Here is a 24,609-nt window from a genome sequence, read left to right on the forward strand (position 1 = left end):
TTATTGGAAACTATGTTACTAGAAACTCTTGATTTGCGGAATAACGATTTGCTGATTTATTCTCAGAACATGTTCAATTTTAATGACAATTTTAAAATTGTTTTTAAGAATCGAAAAATTAGAAGACCCGAAAAGATTACATATTTTGATGTATGTAATTATGTTAAGGATCCTTCCCCAAAAAACTTGATTGTTTATAGGATGATGACCAACGTAAACAATCTCGACGCTTACTCAACAAAGTATGGCTATTTCGTAAAGATTAATGGAAGAATGGAACTCATCTATTTTGATCCGGTATTTGCTATAAAGGATTTACGCCATCTTCAATTTGATTTTGAGCCAGAAAGATTCCGTTTCAAGATCCAACAACTTGGATTAACCTCACTTACCAAAAGAGAGAATGAACCTAATTTTGCTGAAGTATATAACTTTGACTTAAAAGCTTCAGAAGCGCAAAATCAAAATGATAAAATATTTGCTGATGCAATTTTTGTATTTGATCCCGATTTTAGAGATGAAGATGATATGGCAGGAGAATCGAATCATGAACAGCAAGAACCGAAGATGTTCCTTAAAGCAAAAGTAAAAGATGCGCCGAATATTAAAAATGTGGCGGAAGACAATTCAAAGCATGTCCCGAAATTATCTACTCCAAAACAGTTAGATGATAGAAAGGTCACCGATTTGCGTGAAGAAATAATTGATTTGTTAAAGCAGGCTTTAGGAATCCCTGAACAATCATCGTCAATGGTTAAGAATCCTCAAACTAGTCCAGCAGAGAAAGTTGAGGATAAAGTAAGCGAGGATATAAATTTATTTGATTTATTTAAATCAACCCAAAAATCAAAGTCGGTCTCATTACGCGATCGTGAAAATGTTATCCTAAAATTTGATCCCGACAATTAATTTTGTAACGCGATCAATTTTTTTTATTTACCGAATGGTTTTTTTGAATTTCATCATTATTACTTCATACACTTAAATTTATAAGACTACAATGTTGAAGCCAATCCCTTACAAATTGATAAACAAGATTCAGAATTACGAGTGGGGAACTAGGAATAGGGAAGCTTTCATTCCAAACCTTTTAGGTCTTGAGCCGGAGAATGATTTACCGTACGGTGAGCTATGGATAGGCGCTCACCCTAAAGCATCCTCCGAAATTGAGATCAATTCTAAATTGTATTCACTGAATAGTTTGATAAAACAATATCCAAAAGAGCTTCTTGGCGATTATGTAATAAATAAATTTGGAAATGAATTTCCTTTCCTCCTAAAAGTTTTATCATCATCTCGTTCACTGTCAATTCAAGCACACCCAAACAAAACACAAGCTGAACTTTTGAATAAAAAAGATCCTACTAATTATCCCGATTGCAATCATAAACCTGAAATCGCAATCGCTATCGATTCGCTCAAAGCTATTGCGGGTTTTGCTGACGTTAATGAGATAATCAATAATTTGATAGAATATGAGGAGATACTTTCTCTTACCACCATCAACTCGATGGATATTACCAACGCTAAAAGTATTTTCGAAAAAGAGGAATTAATAAAAAAAGTATATTCTGAAATGATGATCGCCTCAACCCAATCTACCAAAATTGAAAAGGTGGTCACGTCAATAAAGAATAAGATTGAGAATAAGAATCGCATTTCGAATCAGGATAAATTATTTATTGAACAATTTAATTTATATGGAACTGATATTGGACTCTTGTCATTTTATTTTTTCAATTACCTCGAGCTCAAGGAACATCAAGCTATTTATACGGGGGCGGGAATTCCTCATGCCTATATAAAGGGAAATATTATTGAATGTATGGCAAATTCAGACAATGTAGTTAGAGCGGGATTGACTAATAAATTTAAAGATGTTAAAACACTAATTGATATTATTGATTACGATTTTGGTGAGTTCGAGATATTGAATAGGGAACAAGTTACCGATGAAATTAAATTTACAACTAACGCCGAAGAATTTGAAGTAACACTTTTCACGAAAAATAGTTATTTCTACACCTCACTAAATTCTAAAAATAGACCGGTGATAATTCTAATTACCGAAGGTGAGTTAAATATTATCGCAAATAAAAAACCGACACACCAGATACACGCTCAAAAAGGGGATTCAATATTTCTTCCGACGATAATTGACCATTTGGAACTTACCGGCGACGATGCTCAGTTTTATATGGTAACTATTCCATAGGATAAAAATGAAAAATGTTTTAATAACGGGTGCTTCCACCGGAATTGGGTTGGAACTAGCCAAAGTATTTGCAAAAAATGGTTATAACTTATTTTTAGTTGCCAGAAATGAAGAAAAATTAAAAGAAATCGCATCAAATCTCTCATCTTCATTTAAAATTAATGCAGAATTTGTTGCAAAGGATTTGAGCAAAATTGAAGCGGCGGACGAACTATTTGAAAATATTAAAAGTAGAAATCTTCAAATTGACATATTAGTGAACAATGCCGGATTTGGGTTGTTTGGGGAGTTCAAAGCTACAGATTTGAATAGGGAAATTGAGATGATTAATCTCAATATTACTTCACTGGTTAAACTCACAAAATTATTTTTGCCCTCAATGATTCATAGAAGGTCGGGAAGAATATTGAATGTAGCATCAGTTGCGTCATTTCAACCTGGACCATTGATGTCAATTTATTACGCGACTAAATCTTTTGTTTTGCATTTCAGTGAAGCTATAGCTTATGAATTAAAAGAAAGCGGTGTGACTGTTTCATCCCTTTGTCCGGGTCCCACTTTAACCGAATTTCAATCAACGGCAAAATTAGATCGATCTAAATTATTTTCATTATTAAAACCAATGAGCGCAGAAGAGGTAGCCATAGTAGGTTATAATGAAATGATGAGGGGTAAGACAATAATTCTTCCTGGACTATTAAATAAGTTATCTGCAAACTCACACCGCTTTTTCCCAAGGAAATTGGTGAACGCTGTTACTTATTTTATTCAATCGGAAAAATAGCAATTCCTTTTCGGCGAAATTAGTTATCCAAATTTCGTACTCTTAATTATTCATATAAAAATGGTAATTTAGTGCAACGAAAAAGTATAATTGGGCAATGATGAATAATTTTGCAATGACCGGAGTTGGTGGATTTGTAGCACCCCGACACTTGAAAACAATTCGGGATACAGAAAACAATCTGCTGGCTTCGCTCGATCTTCATGATTCTGTTGGAATAATAGATACTTATTTCCCCGATTCAGAATTTTTCACTTCTCCCGAAAGATTTGAACGCCACCTGGCAAAAGTTCAGAACTCGCATTCTGAGAAAATAAATTATATGTCAATTTGTTCCCCCAATTATTTGCACGATTCTCAAATCAGACTCGCGCTTAATCTCGATATGGATGTAATTTGTGAAAAACCCCTTGTTATAAATCCCTACAATTTAGATTCGCTGAAATTATTAGAAGAGAAATCGACTCGGAAAATTTATACAATAATGCAATTAAGGAATCATCCTTTATTAAAGGAATTGAAGGAAAATTATAAAAATTTAAAAAAGAGAGTTAACGTAGATCTGAAGTATATTACCGCAAGAGGAAAATGGTATCACTTTTCGTGGAAAGGGGATGAGTCGAAATCGGGCGGACTGGCGACAAATATTGGTGTTCATCTTTTTGATTTATTGATCTGGATTTTCGGATCGGTAAAATCGTTTGCGGTTAAATCATTTTCTCAACAGAAAATCACCGGTACATTAGAATTAGATAATGCTGATGTAACATTTCTTTTATCAATTGATAAAAATGATCTGCCTCGAAAAATTATTAAAAATACTTACCGCTCACTTATTATTGAGGGGGAGGAAATAGAGTTTTCTGATGGATTCACTGATCTGCATACAGAAGTTTATAAAGATATTTTATCGGGCAAGGGATTAAGAATTGATGACGCACGACCATCAATTGAGCTGACTTACGCGATAAGACAAGCCGCTAATAAATAAGAGGTACTGATGCAAAACTTTTATAAGCATGAAACAGCAATTATTGATGATGAAGTATCGATCGGCGAGGGTACAAAAATTTGGCATTTCTCACATATTCAAAAAGGTGCATCGATCGGTAAAAATTGTGTACTCGGGCAAAATGTGAATGTAGGCAATAATGTCATAATCGGTAATTTTGTAAAAATCCAAAATAATGTATCTGTGTATGAAGGAGTTGAATTAGAAGATTATGTGTTTTGTGGACCTTCAATGGTCTTTACTAATATTCTTGTCCCGCGATGTAAATATCCTCAACGCGGGAGTGAATTTTATTCAAAGACATTAGTGAAAGTGGGAGCTTCCTTAGGGGCAAATTGCACAATTGTGTGCGGAGTAACCATAGGCAAACATGCGCTCGTAGGTGCTGGATCAGTTGTAATAAAAGATGTTAATGATTATGAATTAATTGTCGGCAATCCCGGTAGGGTTATTGGCTGGGTAAGTGAAGCCGGTGTAAAATTAAATTTCGATGAAAAGGGAATTGCTTCTTGTAAAAAATCGAATAAGAACTATTTACTAAGTAATAATAAAGTGACTGAAATAATCTAAAAAATTGTTGGAGAATTTATGAAAGTGCCATTGTTGGATTTAAAACCTCAATATCAAATTTTAAAAAAAGAAATTGATGAAGCAGTTCAGCGAGTAGTCGAATCTCAATATTTTATTATGGGTCCCGATATTGCGGAATTAGAAAAGGAAATCTGCACATATCTGAATTGCAAAAGAGCAATTGGAGTAACTTCCGGAACAGATGCGTTGCTAATTGCTTTAATGGCAATTGATTTGAAACCTGAAGATGAAGTAATTATGCCAACTTACTCATTTTTTGCTACAGCGGGAGTTGTTGCTAGAATGTTTGCCAAGCCGGTATTTACAGATGTTGATCCTATTACTTTTAATATGGATACAAATGACATTGAAAAGAAAATTACTTCAAAAACTAAGGCAATAATTCCGGTTCATCTTTATGGTCAAAGTGCAGAGATGGTTAAAATTATGGAGATTGCGGAGAAACATAAATTATATGTTATTGAAGACGCGGCTCAAGCAATCGGTACTCAATATAAAGATGGAAGATTTGCCGGTACTATTGGTCATATTGGATGTTTCTCATTTTTCCCGAGTAAAAATCTTGGCGGATTTGGTGATGCCGGAATTGTAACTACTAACGATGATAAATTAGCCAATAAATTAAAAATGCTTCGTATGCATGGAATGGAACCGAAATATTATCATAAAATTATTGGGGGCAATTTTAGATTGGATTCTCTGCAAGCCGCGGTTTTAAGAGTTAAACTACCTCATCTTGATTCTTGGTCGCAGAAGAGAAGAGATAATGCGCAGCTTTATACACAATTATTTATTGAAGCCGGACTCGCTGAAAGGGAAGGAATCACAAATTTTAATGGCAAGAATAAAGTGTTGCTTCCGGACGCGGTTTATAGAAGCGGCGAAGTTAAAAATTATCATATCTATAACCAGTATATTATTAGAGTAGAAGCAAGAGATCAACTCTGGGAATTTTTGAAGAAAAAAGAAATTGGCTGTGAGGTTTATTATCCTGTGCCATTCCATCGTCAAGAGTGCTTCTCCTATCTGGAAAATAATGATAAAGATTATCCCGTATCAAATTTTGCCGCTGAACATTCACTGGCTCTGCCAATTTATCCCGAGCTTTCAAATGAACAAATAAAATATGTTGTTGATTGCATCTCAGAGTTTATAAATAAATAAAAGGAATAGATATGTTTCTGGGTAAATATCAGCCCTTATTTGAAAAAGCGGTTGAACAATTAAAATCAGATAATGTGGTTGAGAGAATTTGGCAAAAAGATTATACGCTTTGGAGCGATAAACCGGATGAAATTACTAACCGACTAGGCTGGCTCGATAGCGCTGAGTCATCTCTAAAATCAGTATCTGAAATTGAAGAATTTGTATCATCCGTTAGAAGTGATGGAATTAACCAAGCATTATTATTGGGAATGGGGGGCTCGAGTCTTGCACCTGAAGTATTCCGGAAAACATTTGGAACAACAATAGGATTCCTCGATTTATCAGTAATTGACAGCACTCATCCTGATACAATAAAAGAATACGCTGAAAAAATTGATCCATCAAAAACATTATTTATCGTTTCTACAAAATCGGGAGGAACAGTAGAGACTTTCTCATTTATGAAATTTTTCTACAACTTCGCGTTAGATAAACTTGGGAAAGAAAAAGTTGGAAGTCATTTTTTAGCAATCACCGATCCGGGAAGTGGACTTCAGACTGTTGCAGAACAATTAAATTTTAGAAAAATATTTTTGAATGATCCAAATATTGGCGGAAGGTTTTCCGCTCTCTCATTATTCGGTATAGTTCCGGCAGCGTTGATTGGAGTTGATATTCAACTACTTCTCACCCGTGCTCAAAAAATGGCTGATGAATGTAAAAGTGTTGGTAGCGCCGCCTTAGTTGGAACCGCAATTGGTGAATTAGCCAAACAGAAGAGAGATAAAGTTACATTTGTTACTTCCGAAGAGTTTTCATCGTTTGGAGTTTGGGTTGAACAGTTAATTGCCGAAAGTACAGGTAAAGCCGGAAAGGGAATACTACCGGTTGAATCAGAATCAGTTGAGTTACCTGAATTCTATTCTAATGATAGAGTATTTGTAAGATTATTTACAAAAAACAAAAAAACTAATATTGACAAGCTTATTGATGCTGGTCATCCCGTAATTGATTTGGAGCTGAATGATATTTATGATCTTGGTGCTGAATTTTTTAGATGGGAATTCGCTACTTCCGTAATGAGTTGGTTGATTAAAATTCAGCCATTTGATCAGCCTAATGTTGAATCAGCTAAAATTCTAGCTCGACAAATGGTTGCCGAATATAAGGAATCGGGGAAACTGCCGGAGCTTCAATCAAAATTAGAAGCTAAAAACTACTCTATCGTTACCGAATTAAAGGGATATTCTTCGCATGAAATTTTGGATAATTTTTTCGCGTTAATATCACAAGTAGAAAAAGAGACTGGATTAAATGCATACATTTCTTTTCAGGCATATCTGAAACCGGATGAGAAAATTGAAAAGGTTCTTCAAGAAATCAGAACCGTTGTTCAAAAAAAATATAGAGTTGCAACCACAATTGGGTTTGGTCCACGTTTTCTTCATTCTACCGGTCAACTACATAAAGGTGATGCGGGGAACGGATTATTCATTCAAATTCTTGATGAGTCAAATACAAATGTTCCTATTCCTGATGAACCTGGCGATTCAAAATCATCAATGAGTTTTGGTGTTCTCATTAAATCTCAAGCTCTTGGTGATAGATTAGCATTATTAAATAATAAAAGACATGTGTTGGTGATTAAAATTAAGAATGATTTAGCCGGTACTTTGAAAGAAGTATTTGAAATGTGATTTGTGAAATAAAGGTCATACCTAATTAATTCAGTATGACCTTTTTGAATCTATTTTTTGACTGGCGCAAATTTGTTATAAACCCACATTAATATCGCGGCAACAACTCCAATTAATCCAATAATTAAAAATACCATTTCTGGTTGTTTGGCCTCGGTCGCGAAAGTTTTATAAATCCAACCGCCGAATGTACCTCCGACTAACCAAGCAATTGCAATCGGTAAAAACGCAAATCCTTGAAACAGTGCCGCTTGTCCTTTAGGGGCAAGATCGGCAAGATATTCATAAAATCTTGGCGCCTGTGTTTGTTCTCCCACCGAAAAAACAAAAATGGTAGCTATTATTAATCCAATACCAACTGTAAAACCAAGTATTGCGGCAAAGTATAAAAGGAACCAGCTCAATGCCGCAAAGACAAATCCAATCATTATTGCTTTGGGTGTTGGAATATCTTTAGTAAATCTGTTGATCGGAATTTGGAATAGTATTATTGTCCATGCGCCTACCGATAAAATAAGCTCAATGGGTGCTTCCGGGGAAATATAATCTGATACGTAAAATGGGATCACAATAAAAAATTCCCAGAATACGATCCAGTAAAGTGCAAATAGCATCAAGAAAAACATAAATTTTACATTTTTAACGACCGTAATTAAATTCTTAGCTACCGTAATTATATCATCTCTTTTCTCATTTAATTTAGCTTCTGGTTCTTTAAAGAATACAAGTGTAGTTAAAAACATTAGGGCACAGCTTATAGCGGAAACCATGTAAACAAATTCAATCCCGAAAGAATCTCTTACAAAATATGCTAGAAGGGGACCGATTGCCGCGCCAATATTTACCAGCCAATAATATATTGCGTAACCCAATGATTTGGTTTCGGAAGTGGTCGTTAAAGCTACTGTTCCTAGAACACTTGGTTTTATAAAGGAACCGCCGATAGCCGTAAAAATTAATATAATGGAAAGAAGTAAAAATAGATTTGACTCAGAATACCATCCTGAAAACATCGCCATTCCGGTAGAGCCAATTAAAAAATACCCGATTGCCAAAACAAAAAATGCAAATGAAAATGCCTTCTTAAAACCAAATTTATCGGCTAATGCGCCGGCAAATATTGGTAAGAAATAAATTAATCCGCCAAATATTGATGATAACTGTCCAGCTTCAACTTCATCAAATTTAAGATGGTCTCTGAGAAATACACTTAGGATTGTTGCCTGCCCATAGTAAGCTAATCTTTCAAAAAGCTCCATTCCATTTGCAACCCAGAAAGTATTGGTAAAACCGGTTTTCAGTTTTTTTAGAGAATCAGAAATGTTCATTGCGTACCCTTTTGTGTTCTGAAATTGAGTGTCAAAATAAGTTTTATTTTGATTTTATCAATGAAGATTTTTTCTATTAGCCGGTACCTCTAAAGTTTCTGTGAATACTATCATAGCGAATTACCTGATTCGTCCTAATCGTCGATTGATTCGACAATTAAAATTGTTCTCTATCCTAAAATATTAATGAAGCAGCATTTTCACTTTATAAATAGCAAATCCATGCTGGCATGATTATTAATATAAAGACATCAACTGTCAATCATACAACAAACAAAAGGAGATGTAAAATGAAACGTGCAGCATTAATACTCGCAACTGTAATTATTACAGTAATATTCTTTTCCTCAACATCAGTAGCTCAAACAACAGATAACCCAACTACAAAAGGAACAAAGGTAAATTGGGTCGATCTCAATGGCGATGGAATTTGTGATAACGTTGGGACAGCAAAGCAAGGCGTGAATAGAAGCGGTAAAGGTTATGGCAAAAAGGATGGAACCGGTGAACCGGCTAAACCTCAAGATGGAACCGGCTTTGGCAAAAAAGGTGGAAATTCAACTGCTAGCGGTGCTCATGATGGTACAGGTCCAAAAGGTGCCAATGGAAGAAGAGGAAATAAATAGTAATTAACGAATTAAAAAATTGAGAAGGCATCCATCCGATGCCTTCTTTTTTATGAGGTCAATATGAAAATAACAAAAATTATATATCGATTATTTCTTTTACTCACTCTCACATTTTCTACAGCTTGTGGCGAGTTTGCAACAGAAAATCCTATCAATAAAAATATAAATGAAGATAATTCAACTGCTGAGTTGCAGATTAACATTGATAGTCTTCCATTAGTGGAACCTTCTGAAGAAATAAAAGCAGATTTGATATTTATGAGGGAAGAAGAAAAATTAGCCCGTGATGTTTATGGAATGCTAGGCGAAGTGTGGAATAAAAAAGTCTTCTTCAATATTCAAAAAAGTGAACAAAATCATATGAATGCATTGAAGATACTACTTGATAGATATATGATCGAGGATCCGGTTAAATCCGATGAACCGGGTAAATTTGAAAATGCAGAATTACAAAAATTGTTTAATGAGCTAATTGAAAGAGGAAAATCATCCGAGATTGAAGCTCTGAAAGTAGGAGCGTTAATTGAGGAAGTAGATATTGCTGATTTAGTGAGAAGTATAGAAAAACTAACTGATGAAAATAGTGACATCAAAATAGTTTATGAGCACCTAATCAAGGGTTCAGAAAACCACTTGCGGGCATTCGTAAGAAATCTTAAAAATAGAGGGGTTACATATAATCCTGAAATCCTTGAATCAGATCACTTCAACAATATTATTCTGAATTAAAAAATTATTTGAGTCTTTCAAGACGAGATCTCAAATGCCGTTCGCCGATTCCAAGGAAGCGAGCGGCGGCACTTTTATTCCCATTGTTAAGTTGTAGCGCTTCTTGAATCAATGTGTATTCGAATGCTTTCATCTTCTCTTCATATGAATTATCAAAATTAAGAGGGTCAAGAAGTTTTGATTTTTCGATTCCTATATTATCATAGACCGGTAAATCCTCAATATCTATATATTCATTTCTTGTTAATACACACGCTCGTTCTATAATATTCTCAAGTTCTCTGATATTCCCGGGGAAATTATATTTCATTAAGTAATCCATAGCTTGACGTGTGATTCCCTTTATTTCTTTATTCGAATTTACCGCCGGTTTATGAATAAAATAATCACATAAGAGCGGAATATCTTCCTTCCTATGTCTTAGTGGGGGAAGCTGTACATCAACTACATTTAGCCTATAATATAAATCTTCTCTGAAATCGCCACTCTTAATCATCTCTTCAAGATTTCTGTGTGTGGCCGCGATAATTCTTACATCGGTTTTTTCACTTACGTTACTTCCAATTCTTTGATATTCACCAAATTGAATTGTTCTCAATATTTTAACTTGAACGGGGAGGGGAATGTCGCCAACTTCATCGATAAAAATTGTTCCTCCATTTGCTTCCTCGAATCTTCCAATTCTCCTATTTATAGCTCCGGTGAATGATCCTTTCTCATGACCAAATAATTCACTTTCCATTAAATTCTCCGAAAGAGAAGCAACATTTACAGTTACAAAAGGTTTTTCTCTTCTTCCGCTTGCAAAGTGAATCGCCTTAGCAATCAATTCTTTACCGGTACCGCTTTCTCCTCTAATTAAAACGGTTGTCTTTGTATCGGCTACCCGTCCCACGGTATTGAGAACATTTTCCATTAACCTGCTTTGAGAAACTATCTGCTCAAATCTGAATTTATCAACGAGCTGTTCTTTTAGTTTCTTGTTTTCACTCAATAAAAATTTTCTCTCTTTAATCTTCGAAAGAATATTTTCAAGTTCCCCTAAATCAATTGGTTTAGTTAAAAAGTGATATGCGCCGGATTTTAATAGGGCAACGGCACTCTCAATTGTTCCATATGCGGTCATTATCACTACATCAATTTGAGGATTGAGATTCTTCATTGATGATAAAACTTTTGCACCATCCCAACCGGGCATATTAAAATCAGTTAATACAATATCAATGAGATTATCCGAGGCTATTTGATAACCCTCTTCGCCGGATTCTGCAGTGAATACATCATAATTCCGCTTTGATAAAAAACTTTTAAGAGATTGAAGTTGAGATACTTCATCGTCAATCAACAAAATAGAAAACTTATTCATATCTCCGCCACTTAACTTATTGGTAATGTAAGGATAAAAGTTGTTCCTTTTCCTAAACTGCTCGTTACGTTAATGGTACCGCCATGCTCTGAGATTATTTTGTGAACAATACTCAAGCCAATTCCATTTCCTTTTGATTTTGTCGTAAAATATAGATTAAATATTTTACCAATATTCTCCTCAGCAATTCCTTCTCCATTATCACTGAAAACCAATTTAACATATTTGGCTTCAGTCAATTTTGTGCTTAGGGTAATCTTTCCATTTGGTTCCAGTGCATAATAAGCGTTCTCAATCAGATTTATAAACACTTGTTTCATTTGCATCTTATCCCACATAACGAAACCATCAAAATTATTATCCATTTCAAAAGTGATTCTCTTTTTTGCGAATAATATTTTGTACTGATTATCTAATTGTTTTAGAAAATCCGCTAATAAAAAAGATTCCTTTTTGATTGGAAGTGGTCTAGCATATATCAAAAAATTCTCAATCGTTTCATTAATTCTTTTCACTTCTTTATAAACTATTGAAGTAAGATTATGATAATTATCTACATCCGTGGTAGGAGTAAAATCTAATTTCAACTGCTGGATTATTGTGCCAATTGAATTTAATGGATTGCGAATTTCGTGAGCTACAGAGGATGCAAGTTCTCCTGTTGCTATAATTCTTTCATTGCGCTCAATTTGTTTCTGTAACGCTACTAGCTCGGTCAAATCTTTAAATAAATAAATTGAATTCAGCTCATTTTGTTCAGTAATAAACTCACTCTTTGAAACGAGCAATGTTTTCTCCTCTCCATTAATGATGCACTTTATCTCAAATAATTTTTCTTTAATTGATAATAAATCGGAACATGTTTTATCAAAGAAGATTGATGAAAATTTAAGCTTCGGCTCTAACTTATCAGGCAGATTAAAAATTATTTTAGCCGCGTTATTAGCTTTGACAATCTGGTGGTGAGAATCAATAACTATTATTGCTTCGCTAACATTTTCAATAATTGAATTTGAGTACTTCTCAATCACTCTGAAACGATCTGCCAGTACTCTAAAATTTTGTTTTGCGAACACCAATGAGATAGTTATAAAACCGAAAACTAGAAGAAGTCCTCCAATAAAAATTACTCTTCTCTGAACTCTTTCGTTAATAATATTTATTGGTTCGAGTGAAATTCCGAGACGAAACAAACCGATTAGATTATCCTGATAAATAAATGGATGTACAGCTTCGAAAACCTGTACCGAATCATAGTCAGCAACTCTCCAGCTAAAGTCATTTGCTTCGAGTGAATTCCTTAAAAAATCTGAGTTTGGTAATGATTCTAAAAATGCAAAATTCCCTGAGCCGGCTAGAATTTCATCCTCATCTTGTAAAACGGCGTAAATTAAATTCTGATTTTCAGTGACACTTTTTAATAAGAAACCAAAACCGGTATCGCGCCGATAATTATTTATATCAGACGCGATAACGCTTAAAACGATAGCGCCATTATTCTTGGTCGATATAGCTACAACAAATCTATCTCCAAGATCTTGATTGGCGGGTCTCATCCCAATAATTAATGTATCCTCAATCCCGTCAAAAATTGGTTTAAGGTACTCTTCCATTTCATTTAATGTTACTGAATCTTTAATTTGATCATGACTTGAGTATAATTTATTCCCTTTATTATTGAAAATGCTAATCCTGTAAATCGAATTATTTGTTGCTATTTGATTCAATAAATTATTGGAAATGTCATCCTGTTCTAGGAGAATTCTGATCATTGACGCATTGTTTAGCAATCTTTCTTTTAAACTATTGTTACTTCTTTCGAAGGACAAAAGAACATTATTTGAAGAAGCCAAGATAGTCTCGAGCAGTGTATGGCTTTGTTTGGTCATAAGCTCGAGCATCTCTTTTTTACTTTGATGAAATTCTATTAAGAAGGAGGAAATTACAATTATTGCGGAGACAACGAAGATTAGAACTAAACTTTTAGGGGAGACAATTAATTCTTTAAAGTACTTCATTTATAAATAACCTTAATCTTCTTTATAAAATAATTAAAAAATATTACATGTGTTAAAGGAAGATCAAAGCTGCGGCTAAAACTCTAATCCGATGTTCAAATTTATTGAATTGTTATTATAGTTGAATATATAGCTATTAGAGGTATTCATAATTCTATCGAAACCCAATTTAAGTGAAATGCTCGAGTTTTCATTTTCATTGAGATAAAAGCTCTTTGAAACTGATAGCGATAAAATATTTTGTGTATCAGCTCTGTTAATATCTGTATTATATATAAAGTTCTCGTCGTAAATACCCTGTGATAAGTAGTTCTTTTTATTCATAAAAAAAGAGGCTTTTAATTGAGCTTCATCGAATACTTTTGTTACTTCTAGCGAGATACCATTCCCTTCATAATTTACCGGATCATCGAAAATTTCCGATTCATCACCATAATAAAGATTTAGCTCTTTTACATTATTTGCAACACCGTTAAGAATACTTCGATTGGTAAATTGAAGAGCCGTTCCGGTGGTTTCTGTAATTGACTGAGCTAGCCGGAAGTAGGAGAGTATTTGAGCTATTGAACTAATATTCTGATCTTGAAACGCTTCTTCAATTAAATTATTCTGTTCATCTAGATAAATGTAAGTTCCGCTTTGCGAAGGGCTAGTGTACTTTTTATAATTAAAACTCCCTCCAATAATCGCCGTTGTGTTTGTTTCAAAACCACGATTTAATGAGTAGGATAATGACAACTTATAATTATTCAATATCTCAATCTGGTCATAATTTGTAAATGAAAAATTTGGTGTGAGTGATAAGTAAAATCCATTGAACTCAGATGCGGTATTCATGTAAAGAAACAAGTTGGAATAATCATAATAACTATAAAGACTTTTACCAATCCTTTTTTCATAGGCAGCGCCAAAAGTTAATATATCCAAATCTCCAAGTAGATATAATTGATGTCCTAAAAAATTCCGGTCTGGTATTGAAGCAAAGTTATAATAACCCAAATTATAACCCAAAGAAATTGCATCTAGGTTATTTTCAATGCCAAATTGAAACGAATTTATAAATGTTTTCTCGGCGTTGATTGAATGGAATGGATTATCATTATACTCATTATCTGTAGCTATACTAAAATTCCATTGAGCAATATTATGCGTGATTGTGAAGAGGAAAAGCAGCGCGATTGATTTAATGATTTTCATATATGTACCATTTAAGAACTAGATTAAGAAAGCTATAATTACTAAATACTAATTTGGGTGGATAAGGGAATCAAATTATTAATTGAGCAAAATAAAATGCCGGGTTTGTAGTTATATAAATAAGCTCACCCGGCATATCTTTAACTAATTATCTGCTAAAATCAGAAATTATTTATTTCCACCTCTATAACCACGATTTGATTTTTGTCCACTTTTACCGGTACCTTGTTCAGTAGTCTCATCTTGCATTTTCAATCCCTTACCTTTACCAGAGTTATTTCCAAATCCTTTTTTACTCTTTCTACCTTTACCTGCATTGTCATTAATCCCATCTCCATCCAAGTCGACAAACTTATTTTTCTGCATTTTCGCACCTTTGAAATCAGGATCTAATCCATTTGGAATCCCGTCGCCATCATGGTCTGGCGCATTATCATTGTAACCATCCCCATTTTTATCGATGAATTTTTTACCATGTTCAGGTTTCGGAGTAGGGGTTTCATTCTGAGAATAGATTGTACTGAATGTAGCTGTTACAAGAAGAAGCATCATTAGAATTGTAAATTTTTTCATTTTCTCACCTATTGATTAAAATTAAATACACTCATCATTGTAAATAATCGTGCCACATATTTCTGAAACAATTCGAGGGATATTCAACGATTCTATCTCTATTCCGCCTCATTTGTCGAAGTACTCGACCTATGAGTCGAGTCATCGGGTAAATATTTATTATTTTTATAGCAAGATAAAAGTCGGCTTTTGAATTTCAAATGAGAGATTGAGAAAATGAATCATTATATAATTGACGGTAATAATCTGATTGGTAAGATAAAACCACTTATGGAACTGCAATCGAATGATAGACAAACAAGCAGAGAAAAAATTGTATCTATGCTAAATCAGTTCTTCGCCGGTAAAAAGTTGAAAGTTACTCTCCACTTTGATGGATTCCCGAATAATGCAATTAATTTAGTAAAAGGGAGGGTAGTTTATTCAGAAAATAAAACCGCGGATGAACAAATCCGCTCAGAAATTGACCGATCAAAAAATCCTAAATTAATTGTGCTGGTAACTTCGGATAACAGTTTGCTGAATTATGGGAGAGTGTGTTCATGCAAGACCATCAAATCTGAAGAATTCTATAGAGAGATAATTAAATCAAATCATAAAAGTGAAGAGTCACAACAAGTAAAAATACTGGAAAAGGAAAACGAAATATTTCTAAAATTATTTACTAAACAATGAGTTGAATATTTTAATGGGTTAACTATATTCTTTTTAAAATTTATTCGAGATGTAATTATTATTAAGTATTAACAATAACATTCGGAAATAATAATTTTATGAAAAAAATTAAAGGACTATTTCTTCTGTTGCGTTTTGAACTTCCTTTTTCAGCCGGAGTATGTGTTGTGATGGGGCAATTATTAGCAATAGGGGAATTTGCATCATCGATAATTACATTTGCCGGATTTTTCTCAGTTTTCTTTATCTCAGCATCTATACTTGTATCCAATGATTATTTTGATGTTGAAACTGATCGGATTAATGCCCCTCATCGCCCAATTCCGGCAAATATGGTCTCATCTTTAGAGGCGTTATTCTTTTCATTATTTTTATTAATACTTGGTTTCGCACTCAGCTATCTGATTGGAATTGAGGCGCTAATATTTTCTATTTGTTTGGCGATAATTGGATTTCTCTATAATAGAATTTTTAAGAAGCATGGATTAATTGGGAATTTACTTGTGAGTTTTTCTGTGGGGATGACATTTATTTTTGGGGGATTAACAGTTAACTCGCCATTTAATAAAATGGTTTTATTTTTTGGTTTGATCTCCGCTTTAATAGATTTAGGCGAGGAAATTGCGGCCGATGCTATGGATATTGAAGGGGATCGTTTGATAAATTCTAAATCTTTGGCTATTAAATTTGGAAAGTCAACCGCGCTCAAAATCAGCGGTTTCATTTTCACTTTCGTTGTCGTTATCACATCTCTACCATTTATACTAGGCTGGTTTTCACTAATATATCTTATCCCCATTTTGATAATGGATAGTTTTATAATTTATTCAGCAATTAAATTGCTCTGGTCACAACTCGAAGATGGACGCAAATATATTCGGCAACTATACCTGGGTTCCACACTTGGATTGATTGTATTTCTAGTTATGCGACTGTTTGGTATTTAATATTATATATCAATTGACTAAGAAAACCTAATTCGTTTTTCGCTTAAAAAAATATATCGGTTTGTTATTATTTAGAAAAATCATATTGAGAGGAGATTAAAAAAATGAGAAATATAACAGGAGTAATATTATTAATAATTATAATTTACTTACCTATTTCACTAATTCGAGCAACTAAAATAAATCCAAACCAGGGTAATAATTATGAACAAATGGGCTATATAATCGGTGATACCATTCCAAAAGTTACCGGTATCGGAGGAATATTCTTTCGAGCTAAAAATCCAAAAGCTGTGAGGGAATGGTATGGTGAAAATTTAGGATTAGCTATTGATGATTATGGTTCTCCTTTTGAATTTAGAAATGCGAACAATCCGGATGAAATAAATTATTTAAGATGGAGTGCGTTCAATGAAAACACAGATTACTTTGAACCATCTAAAAAAGAATTTATGATTAATTACAGAGTGCAAAATATTGAAGGGCTGGTAAAGAAATTGAAAGAAAATGGAGTAACAATACTCGATAAAATTGAAGAATATGAATATGGTAAATTTGTTCATATCCTAGATTTGGAAGGGAATAAAATTGAATTGTGGCAACCTGTGGATAGCGTTTTAACAAAAATGGGTGGGGCGACCACAAAATAAAATAGTATCCACCTCTAATTTAATGTGTCATTCTATGATTTGAATCGTCAAAAGATCCGATGAGTTCGAATAGTATATATATAATATTTGGACTAACAAAGTAAACAATAGATAATAATTTATGTGGAGTTACAGTGAGCCAAATTATAAAGTTTGGGGAAACCGTAGAAGGGTTCAATATTCCAGTCTTAAATGAAAGAGAAATTAGAGCAGCTGCTGGAATTCTATTTTTGGCGGTATTTATTTCTTTAATGCTAATAATGTTTCAAGGAAATTTTATATTGATAAAATACGTGATAACAATCTTTCTGGTTGACTTCCTAATACGAGTGTTGATTAATCCAAAGTATTCACCCACATTAATTATGGGACGTTTAATTGTCAGTAATCAAGTCCCAGAATATGTTGGAGCCGCCCAAAAAAGATTTTCATGGATAATTGGAATTGTGTTGTCTGCGTTAATGTTCATTTTTATGGTTCTGATAAATTCCTTTAGCCCTATTACAGGTATCATTTGTTTAATTTGTCTTGTATTTCTCTTCTTCGAATCAGCATTTGGAATTTGTTTAGGGTGTAAGTTTTATTCAATGGTTTATAAAGATAAAGCGCAATATTGCCCCGGTGAGGTATGTGATGTAAAATCAAAACAAGAAATTCAAAAAACTTCCACCGCTCAGGTATTCATCCTGTTAGCAGCAGTTGTATTTGTAATTGTTTTGGGTTTAGTATTTAATGATAGCTTCAAGGTAAAACCTTACGATTTATTTGGAATTGAAAAAGCTATGTTGAATAAATAACAGATTATTTGTTGGTTGTATTAAATAATTATTCAATAGTACGAAAGATGAATTGCACTAAAGTATATTAACTATTGTGAGAAGTTGTGATGAAAGTATGTATAGTCGGTGCATCCGGAAAATTGGGGCGTTATATGGTGCAACATGCACTAAATAAAGGATATGAAGTAGTTGCGGTCTGCAGGCAACAAAGTGTCGGTAAATTAGAAAAATTTAAAGATCACATAAAAATAATCCCCGGGGCTACAAACGATCGTGAAGTAATTAAAAAAGCCGTTGAAGGTTGTTCTGCAATTCTTACTGTGTTGGTCCCATGGGGTATACAAAATTATTCTTCGGGAACAGCTCAAGCGGTTTTGGATTTTTCTCCCAAGGATGCTCGTCTTATTTTTTCATGCGGATGGCACATTACAAAGGATGGCAAAGATAAGTACTCCTTGTCATTCAAAGTATTTTTAAAATTAGTCACTTGGGTGGTGCGAGTTTTTCGAATTGCTGAAATTAATGACCAGGTTGAAGCTTGTCGCAGAATATTTTCAAGCCAAACTCGTTGGACTGTAGTGCGTGGTAGTGATCTTGAAGAGGGGGAGAGTGAAGGATTACCGGTTTGGAGTAAATATGTTGATGACCCTAAACTCAAGAGCAATATTACGCGCCGAATTGATTTTGCGCTTTTCATGGTTCATGCAATTGAGAATGATAATCTTATTAATGAAGCGCCCGCAATCGTAAGTTCTAAATCAGAATCTGCAATGGCAGTAAGAACTTAGCTAATCTTTATAAAAAGCCTTTCATATCTGGCTTTTAAATCTAGCCAAATAGATTTTCACAATAATTAATTATGTAAGTCATTAATTCCTCAAACAAATCAATAATATACCCGTCATTTATTTTTTTGACAAATTTCTTATTAGTTAATACAAAATAACTTAATAAATTTGTGCCGCCTTTATTGGCTTTTATTTTTTAACCAAAAAAAGAGGTAATATGTCACAAAACAACCCAGAGCCAAAGAACAGTTCTCTTGGCAAAGATGTAATCCAATTAATTTTATTGCTTATCGGATTAGCGGTTATTATTGCCGTGGTCAGTACAATAATGTAGGTAAGCAATGACGAATTCCATCTGGAAATCTATAATACTTAATTCTCTTATGTTGTTGCTTTCGTTTCACTTTTGTGTAACGGCTTCAATTATTGTGAGTGATTATGAAATTTCCAATGAGCAATCCACTAATACTGTAATTACTTCTGCAACATTATCAGATGTAATTAATGTAAGGGATAATAACCAGTCCAAAGGAGAGAGAGAACTTCAGGTAAAACGAGGTGATCTATTTATTCTAATTGGGCATATTATTGCCGCAAGAATTAGTTACTTTATTATTCTTAGAAAACAATCTTTAATAACTTCGATAACTCCTGCTTATCTTTTATCATCCGATCTTAAGAGTCCCCCCTTTAATTCATAAAAATTACATATTTAGATATAATCTTCAGTTTTTATTTAAATGATTGATGTGGAATAGCCGCTTTGATATAGGCTTATTTGTCTTTCTTAACCGGGAAAACAAAAAAGCCCGACTTTCATTATAAAATCGAGCTTTTTAGTAGTGGGCCCAGAAGGACTTGAACCTCCGACCCGCTGATTATGAGTCAGCTGCTCTAACCAACTGAGCTATGGGCCCAAAAATGGAAGCCAAAAATATACATTTACCAAAATGAATGCAAATAGCATATTTTTAAATTTTCACTCATATCTGGCAAAAGTTTATTCTAAATCATTATTTGGCACTAAATTATTTAAATAATTTGAAGTTTGTTGGTAACAAATCTTGCAATATTTACTGGAAATGATTTATATTTGCAATCCATTTGCTTGCCGGGATGGCGGAATTGGTAGACGCACAGGACTTAAAATCCTGTGGGTGTTGACACCCGTGCCGGTTCGAGTCCGGCTCTCGGTACAAATTCTAACTCTCGAAAGAGAGTTTTTTAAATTATGGTAATAAAGAAGTACGGGGTAGTTCAACCGGGTTCTTAGCTCAGTTGGTTAGAGCGTCTGCTTGACGTGCAGAAGGTCATAGGTTCGAATCCTATAGAACCCACGATCGACCTTAATGAATTATTCCCATTTTTTTTGAAGAGATTATGAGTACAATTAACATAAAATTCCCCGATAACTCTGTTAGAGAATTTAATTCGGGTATAACTGCTTTTGAAATCGCAAAATCAATTTCCAATAGATTGGCCGATGACGCTATTGTTGCTAAAATAAATGGCAAGGAATCGGATCTGTCCATGAAATTGATGAATGATTCTGAAATACAGTTTTTTACTTTTGATGATCCACAAGGTAAACATACATATTGGCATTCAACATCTCATTTGATGGCACACGCTGTACAATCAATATTTCCTGAAGCTAAATTTGGCGTTGGTCCCGCAATAGATAATGGCTTCTATTATGATATTGACATCAATACTAATTTAACAGAAGATGATCTCGCAAAAATTGAGAAGAAAATGCTCGAAATAGCTTCTCAGAAAAATCCATTTCAGAGAACTGAATTGAGTAAATCGGCAGCAATAGATTTATTCTCGAAAAAAGGGGATAACTATAAATTAGAAATATTGAGTGAGCTGGATGATTCCTCTGAAATCATAAGTATTTATGATGAAGGAGAATTCACAGATTTATGTACCGGTCCACATTTACCTGATGTTGGAAAAATTAAATATGTGAAACTGCTTACGGTCTCCGGTTCTTATTGGCGGGGAGATGAAAAAAATAAGCAGATGCAGAGAATTTATGGAATATCTTTTCCAAAAAAGAAAATGCTTGAAGATTATCTCTTATTCTTAGAAGAAGCTAAGAAGAGAGATCATAGAAAATTAGGCAAAGCGCTTGACCTATTTAGTGTTCACGAAGAAGCCGGCGCCGGTTTGATATATTGGCATCCTAAAGGTTCAAGAGTACGAAATACAATTGAATCTTTCTGGCGCGATGCTCATCTCAAACATGGTTACGATTTATTATATTCTCCTCACATGGGAAAAAGCTGGTTATGGGAAACGAGCGGACATTTATCTAATTATAAAGAGAACATGTACGCTCCAATGAGCATTGATGATCAAGACTATTTCATAAAACCTATGAATTGCCCATTCCATATTTTAATCTACAAAACCAAGTTGAGATCTTACAGAGAACTACCATTAAGATGGGCAGAGCTTGGTACTGTTTATAGATATGAAAAAAGCGGTGTGCTTCACGGATTATTAAGAGTACGTGGCTTTACTCAAGATGATGCACATATCTTTTGCGCACAAGAACAAATTGAGGATGAAATTATTGAGGTTCTCCGATTCTCTAGATTCATGCTTAATTCTTTTGGTTTTGAGGATCTAAAATTTTATATAGCAACAAAACCGGAAAAAGCTGTTGGTGATGATAGTTTATGGGAAAAAGCTACTTCTTCATTAATTCGCGCTATAGAAAAAGAGGGCGTTGGTTATGAAATGGATGAAGGGGGAGGCGCATTCTACGGACCTAAAATAGATATCAAAATTAAAGATGCATTAAAACGTGAATGGCAGTTAAGTACAATTCAATTTGATTTTAATTTGCCCGAACGTTTCGATATGAAATATATCGGCGAAGATGGAAAAGAACATAGACCATTCATGGTTCATAGAGCATTATTAGGATCTATTGAAAGATTTATGGGAATTTTAATTGAACATTATGGTGGCGCATTCCCAACATGGTTAGCTCCAGTCCAGGCCGCTGTTCTTCCTGTATCTCAAAACTTTATTGATTATGCAAAACAAGTCTATGAAAAATTAAGTAGTAATGGTATAATTGCTCATCTTGATGAACGCAATGAAAAGATTGGTTATAAAATCCGCGATTGGGAAACTCAAAAAATACCTTATATGCTGATAGTTGGAGAAAAAGAAAAAGAGAGCAATTCAGTTTCTGTGCGTAAGCACAAATCGGGTGATTTAGGCAGTGTAGAAATTGACAGTTTCATCGAGTCGATAAATCAAGAAATAAGAAACAAAATAAATAACAATTAGAGAGGTAGCCCATTATTCAAGCAAAAAACCGTGTAAATCAGGAAATAAAATCTCCTGAAGTACGATTACTTGGCCCGGAAGGGGAACAGATCGGGATCGTTTCAATTAAAGAAGCGTTAAAAAAAGCAGAAGAAGCTAATTTAGATTTAGTTGAAATTGCCCCTCAAGCAACTCCTCCGGTGTGTAAAATAATTGACTATGGAAAATTCGCATACGAGCAGCAAAAAAGAGAAAAGTTACAAAAGAAAAACCAACAGGTTAGCGTATTAAAAGAAATTAGGTTACATCCTAATACAGATACTCATGATTTCGATTTTAAGGCAAGGCATGCTGCAAATTTTATAGATGAAGGCGATAAAGTAAAAGTTTCTGTAATATTTAAGGGTAGAGAATTAGCATACACCCAGGTGGGTGAAGCGTTATTAGTTAAATTTCTTGAAAAACTGGCTGATGTAGCAAAGGTAGAACAGGAGCCAAAATTTGAAGGAAGAGCTATTCATGCAATCTTAGCCCCGCAAAAAGGCAAAAAGAAAAAATAAATAGGTGAACTGATGCCAAAAATGAAAAGTAACCGTGGAGCCTCAAAATCTTTTAGGAAAACTGGTTCCGGTAAAGTAAAAAGAAACAAAGCATACAAAGCACACATATTAACTTCGAAATCACAGAAGAGAAAAAGAAATTTGCGTAAATCTACTCTTGTCTCGGCTGCCGATTCGAAACGTGTGAAAATCATGATTCAATAATGGAGTAAGTAAGTCATGCCAAGATCACAAAACAAAGTTGCATCTAAGAGACGCCGTAAAAAACTGCTTTCGATGGCTAAAGGCTATTGGGGTGCAAGAAGTAAAGTATTAACCGTTGCTAAGCATCATGTTGAAAAAGGTCTTCAACACGCTTATCGTGATAGAAAACTCAAAAAGAGAGAATACCGCAGTTTATGGATCGTTAGAATAAACGCTGCTGCAAGAGAGAATGGAATTTCCTATTCAAGATTGATTGATACTCTTAATAAAAAAGGAATTAACATTAATCGTAAATTGCTTGCTAGTTTAGCTACCGAAAATCCTCAAGCTTTTGCGGATGTAGTAAAATTTGCAGTAAACTAATTTTATCCCTTCAGAATAGATCTAATATATTCTGAAGGGATTTCTTTAAATTCTCGGGAATTATTCAATGATTGATAAGATACTAGAAACCCGAAAACTTTTCGAAGAAGACTTCTCCAACACTAACGATATCAAATCGCTCGAACTGCTTCGTATTAAATTTCTCAGCAAAAAAGGTTTAATTCAAAATTTAGTTGAAGAACTGAAAAATGTTCCAAAAGAAGAAAAACCTTTGATGGGCAAATCTCTAAATGAACTCAAGAATTTCGCCCAGACTAATTTTGACAGTAAAAAGGAAGAAATTGAATCATCATTGCTGAAAGCAAAAGAATACATTGATATCACTCTACCCGGTAAAAGTTTTGAAATTGGAAGTAATCACTTAATTACCCAAACACTGGATGAGATAAAACAGATATTTAAGGGATTGGGTTTTTCAGTATATGAAGGACCCGAACTTGAAAGCGATTATTATAATTTTGAAGCGCTTAATTTTCCGGATGATCATCCAGCACGCGATATGCAGGATACATTCTTCGTTACCGAAAAGTTTTTGTTGCGTACCCATACTTCACCTGTTCAAATTAGATTGATGAGTGAAAAGAAACCACCTCTCAGAGCAATTATGCCGGGTAAGGTTTTTAGAAATGAGGCAATCAGTGCTAAAAGTTATTGTTTGTTTCATCAGGTAGAAGGATTGTATGTTGATAGCGATGTAACATTCGCAGAATTAAAAGGTACTCTCGTTGCATTTGTAAAACAATTTTTTGGTCAGGATGTAAAGTATCGTTTCAGAGCAAGTTTTTTCCCTTTCACAGAACCAAGCGCGGAAATGGATATCTGGTGGGAACCGAAAGGTAAGTCCGGGCGGTGGATGGAAATTTTAGGTTGTGGAATGGTTGATCCTAATGTTTTAAAAAATGTTGGGATCGATCCTGAAAAATATGTTGGATATGCGTTTGGAATGGGAATAGAAAGAACAGCAATGCGTAAATATGGTATCGATGACATCAGAATTTTATTTGATAACGATAAAAGATTTTTGACTCAATTCTAAAGGTGAAAAA

Annotated in this window: 25 protein-coding genes and 3 tRNA genes; 22 read left to right on the forward strand and 6 right to left on the reverse strand. The window is 34.0% G+C overall.

Annotated features, from left to right (window positions below):
* Window positions 1–12: 12 nt before the first annotated feature.
* The 7 genes from KF816_07965 to KF816_07995 all read left to right on the forward strand — a co-directional run bounded on the left by KF816_07965 (window position 13) and on the right by KF816_07995 (window position 7,445).
* A complete protein-coding gene (locus tag KF816_07965; GenBank protein ID MBX3007948.1) occupies window positions 13–909 on the forward strand; it encodes a hypothetical protein in 897 nt (298 codons plus the stop codon).
* Between the two features lie 91 nt (window positions 910–1,000).
* On the forward strand, window positions 1,001–2,215 hold the full coding sequence (manA, locus tag KF816_07970; protein ID MBX3007949.1) for a mannose-6-phosphate isomerase, class I: 1,215 nt from the start codon (window positions 1,001–1,003) through the stop codon (window positions 2,213–2,215).
* 7 nt (window positions 2,216–2,222) lie between these two features.
* Window positions 2,223–2,999 carry an SDR family oxidoreductase gene (locus KF816_07975; GenBank protein ID MBX3007950.1) on the forward strand — a complete coding sequence of 259 codons (777 nt, stop codon included), beginning with the start codon at window positions 2,223–2,225 and terminating at the stop codon, window positions 2,997–2,999.
* A gap of 100 nt (window positions 3,000–3,099) precedes the next feature.
* Window positions 3,100–3,990: a Gfo/Idh/MocA family oxidoreductase gene (locus tag KF816_07980; GenBank protein ID MBX3007951.1), complete on the forward strand. Its 891-nt coding sequence runs from the start codon at window positions 3,100–3,102 to the stop codon at window positions 3,988–3,990.
* 9 nt (window positions 3,991–3,999) lie between these two features.
* On the forward strand, window positions 4,000–4,581 hold the full coding sequence (locus KF816_07985) for an N-acetyltransferase (protein MBX3007952.1): 582 nt from the start codon (window positions 4,000–4,002) through the stop codon (window positions 4,579–4,581).
* A gap of 18 nt (window positions 4,582–4,599) precedes the next feature.
* The gene (locus KF816_07990; protein MBX3007953.1) at window positions 4,600–5,766 is read left to right on the forward strand and encodes a DegT/DnrJ/EryC1/StrS family aminotransferase; all 1,167 of its coding nucleotides are present in this window, start codon (window positions 4,600–4,602) and stop codon (window positions 5,764–5,766) included.
* An 11-nt stretch (window positions 5,767–5,777) separates the two neighbouring features.
* Window positions 5,778–7,445, forward strand: coding sequence for a hypothetical protein (locus tag KF816_07995; GenBank protein MBX3007954.1), 1,668 nt, complete (start codon window positions 5,778–5,780; stop codon window positions 7,443–7,445).
* A gap of 50 nt (window positions 7,446–7,495) precedes the next feature.
* On the opposite strand, the gene KF816_08000 is transcribed toward KF816_07995, so the two are convergent.
* Window positions 7,496–8,773: an MFS transporter gene (locus KF816_08000; GenBank protein ID MBX3007955.1), complete on the reverse strand. Its 1,278-nt coding sequence runs from the start codon at window positions 8,771–8,773 to the stop codon at window positions 7,496–7,498.
* Window positions 8,774–9,063: 290 nt separating this feature from the next.
* On the opposite strand from KF816_08000, the gene KF816_08005 reads away from it, so the two are divergent.
* Together KF816_08005 and KF816_08010 are read left to right on the forward strand one after the other, a co-directional pair.
* Entirely contained in the window at window positions 9,064–9,399 is a 336-nt protein-coding gene (locus KF816_08005; protein MBX3007956.1) for a hypothetical protein, read from the forward strand.
* Window positions 9,400–9,462: 63 nt separating this feature from the next.
* Window positions 9,463–10,131, forward strand: coding sequence for a DUF2202 domain-containing protein (locus tag KF816_08010; GenBank protein ID MBX3007957.1), 669 nt, complete (start codon window positions 9,463–9,465; stop codon window positions 10,129–10,131).
* 4 nt (window positions 10,132–10,135) lie between these two features.
* Here the strand turns inward: KF816_08010 and KF816_08015 are convergent, their stop codons facing one another.
* The 4 genes from KF816_08015 to KF816_08030 form a co-directional block, all read right to left on the reverse strand.
* The gene (locus KF816_08015; protein ID MBX3007958.1) at window positions 10,136–11,497 is read right to left on the reverse strand and encodes a sigma-54-dependent Fis family transcriptional regulator; all 1,362 of its coding nucleotides are present in this window, start codon (window positions 11,495–11,497) and stop codon (window positions 10,136–10,138) included.
* An 11-nt stretch (window positions 11,498–11,508) separates the two neighbouring features.
* Window positions 11,509–13,515: a hypothetical protein gene (locus KF816_08020; GenBank protein ID MBX3007959.1), complete on the reverse strand. Its 2,007-nt coding sequence runs from the start codon at window positions 13,513–13,515 to the stop codon at window positions 11,509–11,511.
* Between the two features lie 75 nt (window positions 13,516–13,590).
* Entirely contained in the window at window positions 13,591–14,712 is a 1,122-nt protein-coding gene (locus tag KF816_08025) for a hypothetical protein (protein MBX3007960.1), read from the reverse strand.
* A gap of 168 nt (window positions 14,713–14,880) precedes the next feature.
* Window positions 14,881–15,285, reverse strand: a complete 405-nt coding sequence (locus KF816_08030; protein MBX3007961.1) for a hypothetical protein — start codon at window positions 15,283–15,285, stop codon at window positions 14,881–14,883.
* Between the two features lie 216 nt (window positions 15,286–15,501).
* On the opposite strand from KF816_08030, the gene KF816_08035 reads away from it, so the two are divergent.
* From KF816_08035 to KF816_08060, 6 genes are all read left to right on the forward strand, one after another.
* Complete coding sequence (locus tag KF816_08035) at window positions 15,502–15,960, forward strand: NYN domain-containing protein (protein ID MBX3007962.1); 459 nt, start codon at window positions 15,502–15,504, stop codon at window positions 15,958–15,960.
* Window positions 15,961–16,058: 98 nt separating this feature from the next.
* Window positions 16,059–16,907, forward strand: coding sequence for a UbiA family prenyltransferase (locus KF816_08040; GenBank protein ID MBX3007963.1), 849 nt, complete (start codon window positions 16,059–16,061; stop codon window positions 16,905–16,907).
* Window positions 16,908–17,011: 104 nt separating this feature from the next.
* Entirely contained in the window at window positions 17,012–17,557 is a 546-nt protein-coding gene (locus KF816_08045) for a hypothetical protein (GenBank protein MBX3007964.1), read from the forward strand.
* A gap of 134 nt (window positions 17,558–17,691) precedes the next feature.
* The gene (locus KF816_08050; protein MBX3007965.1) at window positions 17,692–18,354 is read left to right on the forward strand and encodes a DUF4395 domain-containing protein; all 663 of its coding nucleotides are present in this window, start codon (window positions 17,692–17,694) and stop codon (window positions 18,352–18,354) included.
* A gap of 89 nt (window positions 18,355–18,443) precedes the next feature.
* Complete coding sequence (locus KF816_08055; GenBank protein MBX3007966.1) at window positions 18,444–19,124, forward strand: NAD(P)H-binding protein; 681 nt, start codon at window positions 18,444–18,446, stop codon at window positions 19,122–19,124.
* Between the two features lie 341 nt (window positions 19,125–19,465).
* Window positions 19,466–19,825: a hypothetical protein gene (locus KF816_08060; GenBank protein ID MBX3007967.1), complete on the forward strand. Its 360-nt coding sequence runs from the start codon at window positions 19,466–19,468 to the stop codon at window positions 19,823–19,825.
* Window positions 19,826–19,967: 142 nt separating this feature from the next.
* Here KF816_08060 and KF816_08065 read toward each other — a convergent pair.
* Window positions 19,968–20,041 (reverse strand) — tRNA-Ile (locus KF816_08065).
* 193 nt (window positions 20,042–20,234) lie between these two features.
* Between KF816_08065 and KF816_08070 the strand changes: the two genes are divergently transcribed.
* The 7 genes from KF816_08070 to pheS all read left to right on the forward strand — a co-directional run bounded on the left by KF816_08070 (window position 20,235) and on the right by pheS (window position 24,599).
* Window positions 20,235–20,320, forward strand: a tRNA-Leu gene (locus KF816_08070).
* 67 nt (window positions 20,321–20,387) lie between these two features.
* A tRNA-Val gene (locus KF816_08075) sits at window positions 20,388–20,461 on the forward strand.
* Window positions 20,462–20,504: 43 nt separating this feature from the next.
* Window positions 20,505–22,436, forward strand: coding sequence for a threonine--tRNA ligase (gene thrS / locus KF816_08080; protein MBX3007968.1), 1,932 nt, complete (start codon window positions 20,505–20,507; stop codon window positions 22,434–22,436).
* A 14-nt stretch (window positions 22,437–22,450) separates the two neighbouring features.
* Window positions 22,451–22,975 carry a translation initiation factor IF-3 gene (gene infC / locus KF816_08085; protein MBX3007969.1) on the forward strand — a complete coding sequence of 175 codons (525 nt, stop codon included), beginning with the start codon at window positions 22,451–22,453 and terminating at the stop codon, window positions 22,973–22,975.
* A gap of 12 nt (window positions 22,976–22,987) precedes the next feature.
* Complete coding sequence (gene rpmI / locus KF816_08090; protein MBX3007970.1) at window positions 22,988–23,179, forward strand: 50S ribosomal protein L35; 192 nt, start codon at window positions 22,988–22,990, stop codon at window positions 23,177–23,179.
* Window positions 23,180–23,194: 15 nt separating this feature from the next.
* On the forward strand, window positions 23,195–23,542 hold the full coding sequence (gene rplT / locus KF816_08095) for a 50S ribosomal protein L20 (protein MBX3007971.1): 348 nt from the start codon (window positions 23,195–23,197) through the stop codon (window positions 23,540–23,542).
* A 67-nt stretch (window positions 23,543–23,609) separates the two neighbouring features.
* On the forward strand, window positions 23,610–24,599 hold the full coding sequence (gene pheS, locus KF816_08100) for a phenylalanine--tRNA ligase subunit alpha (GenBank protein MBX3007972.1): 990 nt from the start codon (window positions 23,610–23,612) through the stop codon (window positions 24,597–24,599).
* The last annotated feature ends 10 nt before the right edge of the window (window positions 24,600–24,609 follow it).

The sequence above is a fragment of the Melioribacteraceae bacterium genome, from assembly GCA_019638015.1.
Taxonomy (GTDB): Bacteria; Bacteroidota; Ignavibacteria; order Ignavibacteriales; family Melioribacteraceae; genus JAHBUP01.

Coding starts and splice junctions, on each gene's coding strand:
- KF816_07975 (MBX3007950.1), top strand. CDS start 2,223: ATGAAAAATGTTTTAATAACGGGTGCTTCCACCGGAATTGGGTTGGAA.
- KF816_07985 (MBX3007952.1), top strand. CDS start 4,000: ATGCAAAACTTTTATAAGCATGAAACAGCAATTATTGATGATGAAGTA.
- KF816_08010 (MBX3007957.1), top strand. CDS start 9,463: ATGAAAATAACAAAAATTATATATCGATTATTTCTTTTACTCACTCTC.
- rplT (MBX3007971.1), top strand. CDS start 23,195: ATGCCAAGATCACAAAACAAAGTTGCATCTAAGAGACGCCGTAAAAAA.
- pheS (MBX3007972.1), top strand. CDS start 23,610: ATGATTGATAAGATACTAGAAACCCGAAAACTTTTCGAAGAAGACTTC.
- manA (MBX3007949.1), top strand. CDS start 1,001: ATGTTGAAGCCAATCCCTTACAAATTGATAAACAAGATTCAGAATTAC.
- KF816_08015 (MBX3007958.1), bottom strand. CDS start 11,497: ATGAATAAGTTTTCTATTTTGTTGATTGACGATGAAGTATCTCAACTT.
- KF816_08035 (MBX3007962.1), top strand. CDS start 15,502: ATGAATCATTATATAATTGACGGTAATAATCTGATTGGTAAGATAAAA.
- KF816_08040 (MBX3007963.1), top strand. CDS start 16,059: ATGAAAAAAATTAAAGGACTATTTCTTCTGTTGCGTTTTGAACTTCCT.
- KF816_08000 (MBX3007955.1), bottom strand. CDS start 8,773: ATGAACATTTCTGATTCTCTAAAAAAACTGAAAACCGGTTTTACCAAT.
- KF816_08030 (MBX3007961.1), bottom strand. CDS start 15,285: ATGAAAAAATTTACAATTCTAATGATGCTTCTTCTTGTAACAGCTACA.
- KF816_08005 (MBX3007956.1), top strand. CDS start 9,064: ATGAAACGTGCAGCATTAATACTCGCAACTGTAATTATTACAGTAATA.
- KF816_08045 (MBX3007964.1), top strand. CDS start 17,012: ATGAGAAATATAACAGGAGTAATATTATTAATAATTATAATTTACTTA.
- KF816_08020 (MBX3007959.1), bottom strand. CDS start 13,515: ATGAAGTACTTTAAAGAATTAATTGTCTCCCCTAAAAGTTTAGTTCTA.
- KF816_08060 (MBX3007967.1), top strand. CDS start 19,466: ATGACGAATTCCATCTGGAAATCTATAATACTTAATTCTCTTATGTTG.
- thrS (MBX3007968.1), top strand. CDS start 20,505: ATGAGTACAATTAACATAAAATTCCCCGATAACTCTGTTAGAGAATTT.
- KF816_08025 (MBX3007960.1), bottom strand. CDS start 14,712: ATGAAAATCATTAAATCAATCGCGCTGCTTTTCCTCTTCACAATCACG.
- KF816_07995 (MBX3007954.1), top strand. CDS start 5,778: ATGTTTCTGGGTAAATATCAGCCCTTATTTGAAAAAGCGGTTGAACAA.
- KF816_08055 (MBX3007966.1), top strand. CDS start 18,444: ATGAAAGTATGTATAGTCGGTGCATCCGGAAAATTGGGGCGTTATATG.
- KF816_07965 (MBX3007948.1), top strand. CDS start 13: ATGTTACTAGAAACTCTTGATTTGCGGAATAACGATTTGCTGATTTAT.
- KF816_07980 (MBX3007951.1), top strand. CDS start 3,100: ATGAATAATTTTGCAATGACCGGAGTTGGTGGATTTGTAGCACCCCGA.
- KF816_07990 (MBX3007953.1), top strand. CDS start 4,600: ATGAAAGTGCCATTGTTGGATTTAAAACCTCAATATCAAATTTTAAAA.
- rpmI (MBX3007970.1), top strand. CDS start 22,988: ATGCCAAAAATGAAAAGTAACCGTGGAGCCTCAAAATCTTTTAGGAAA.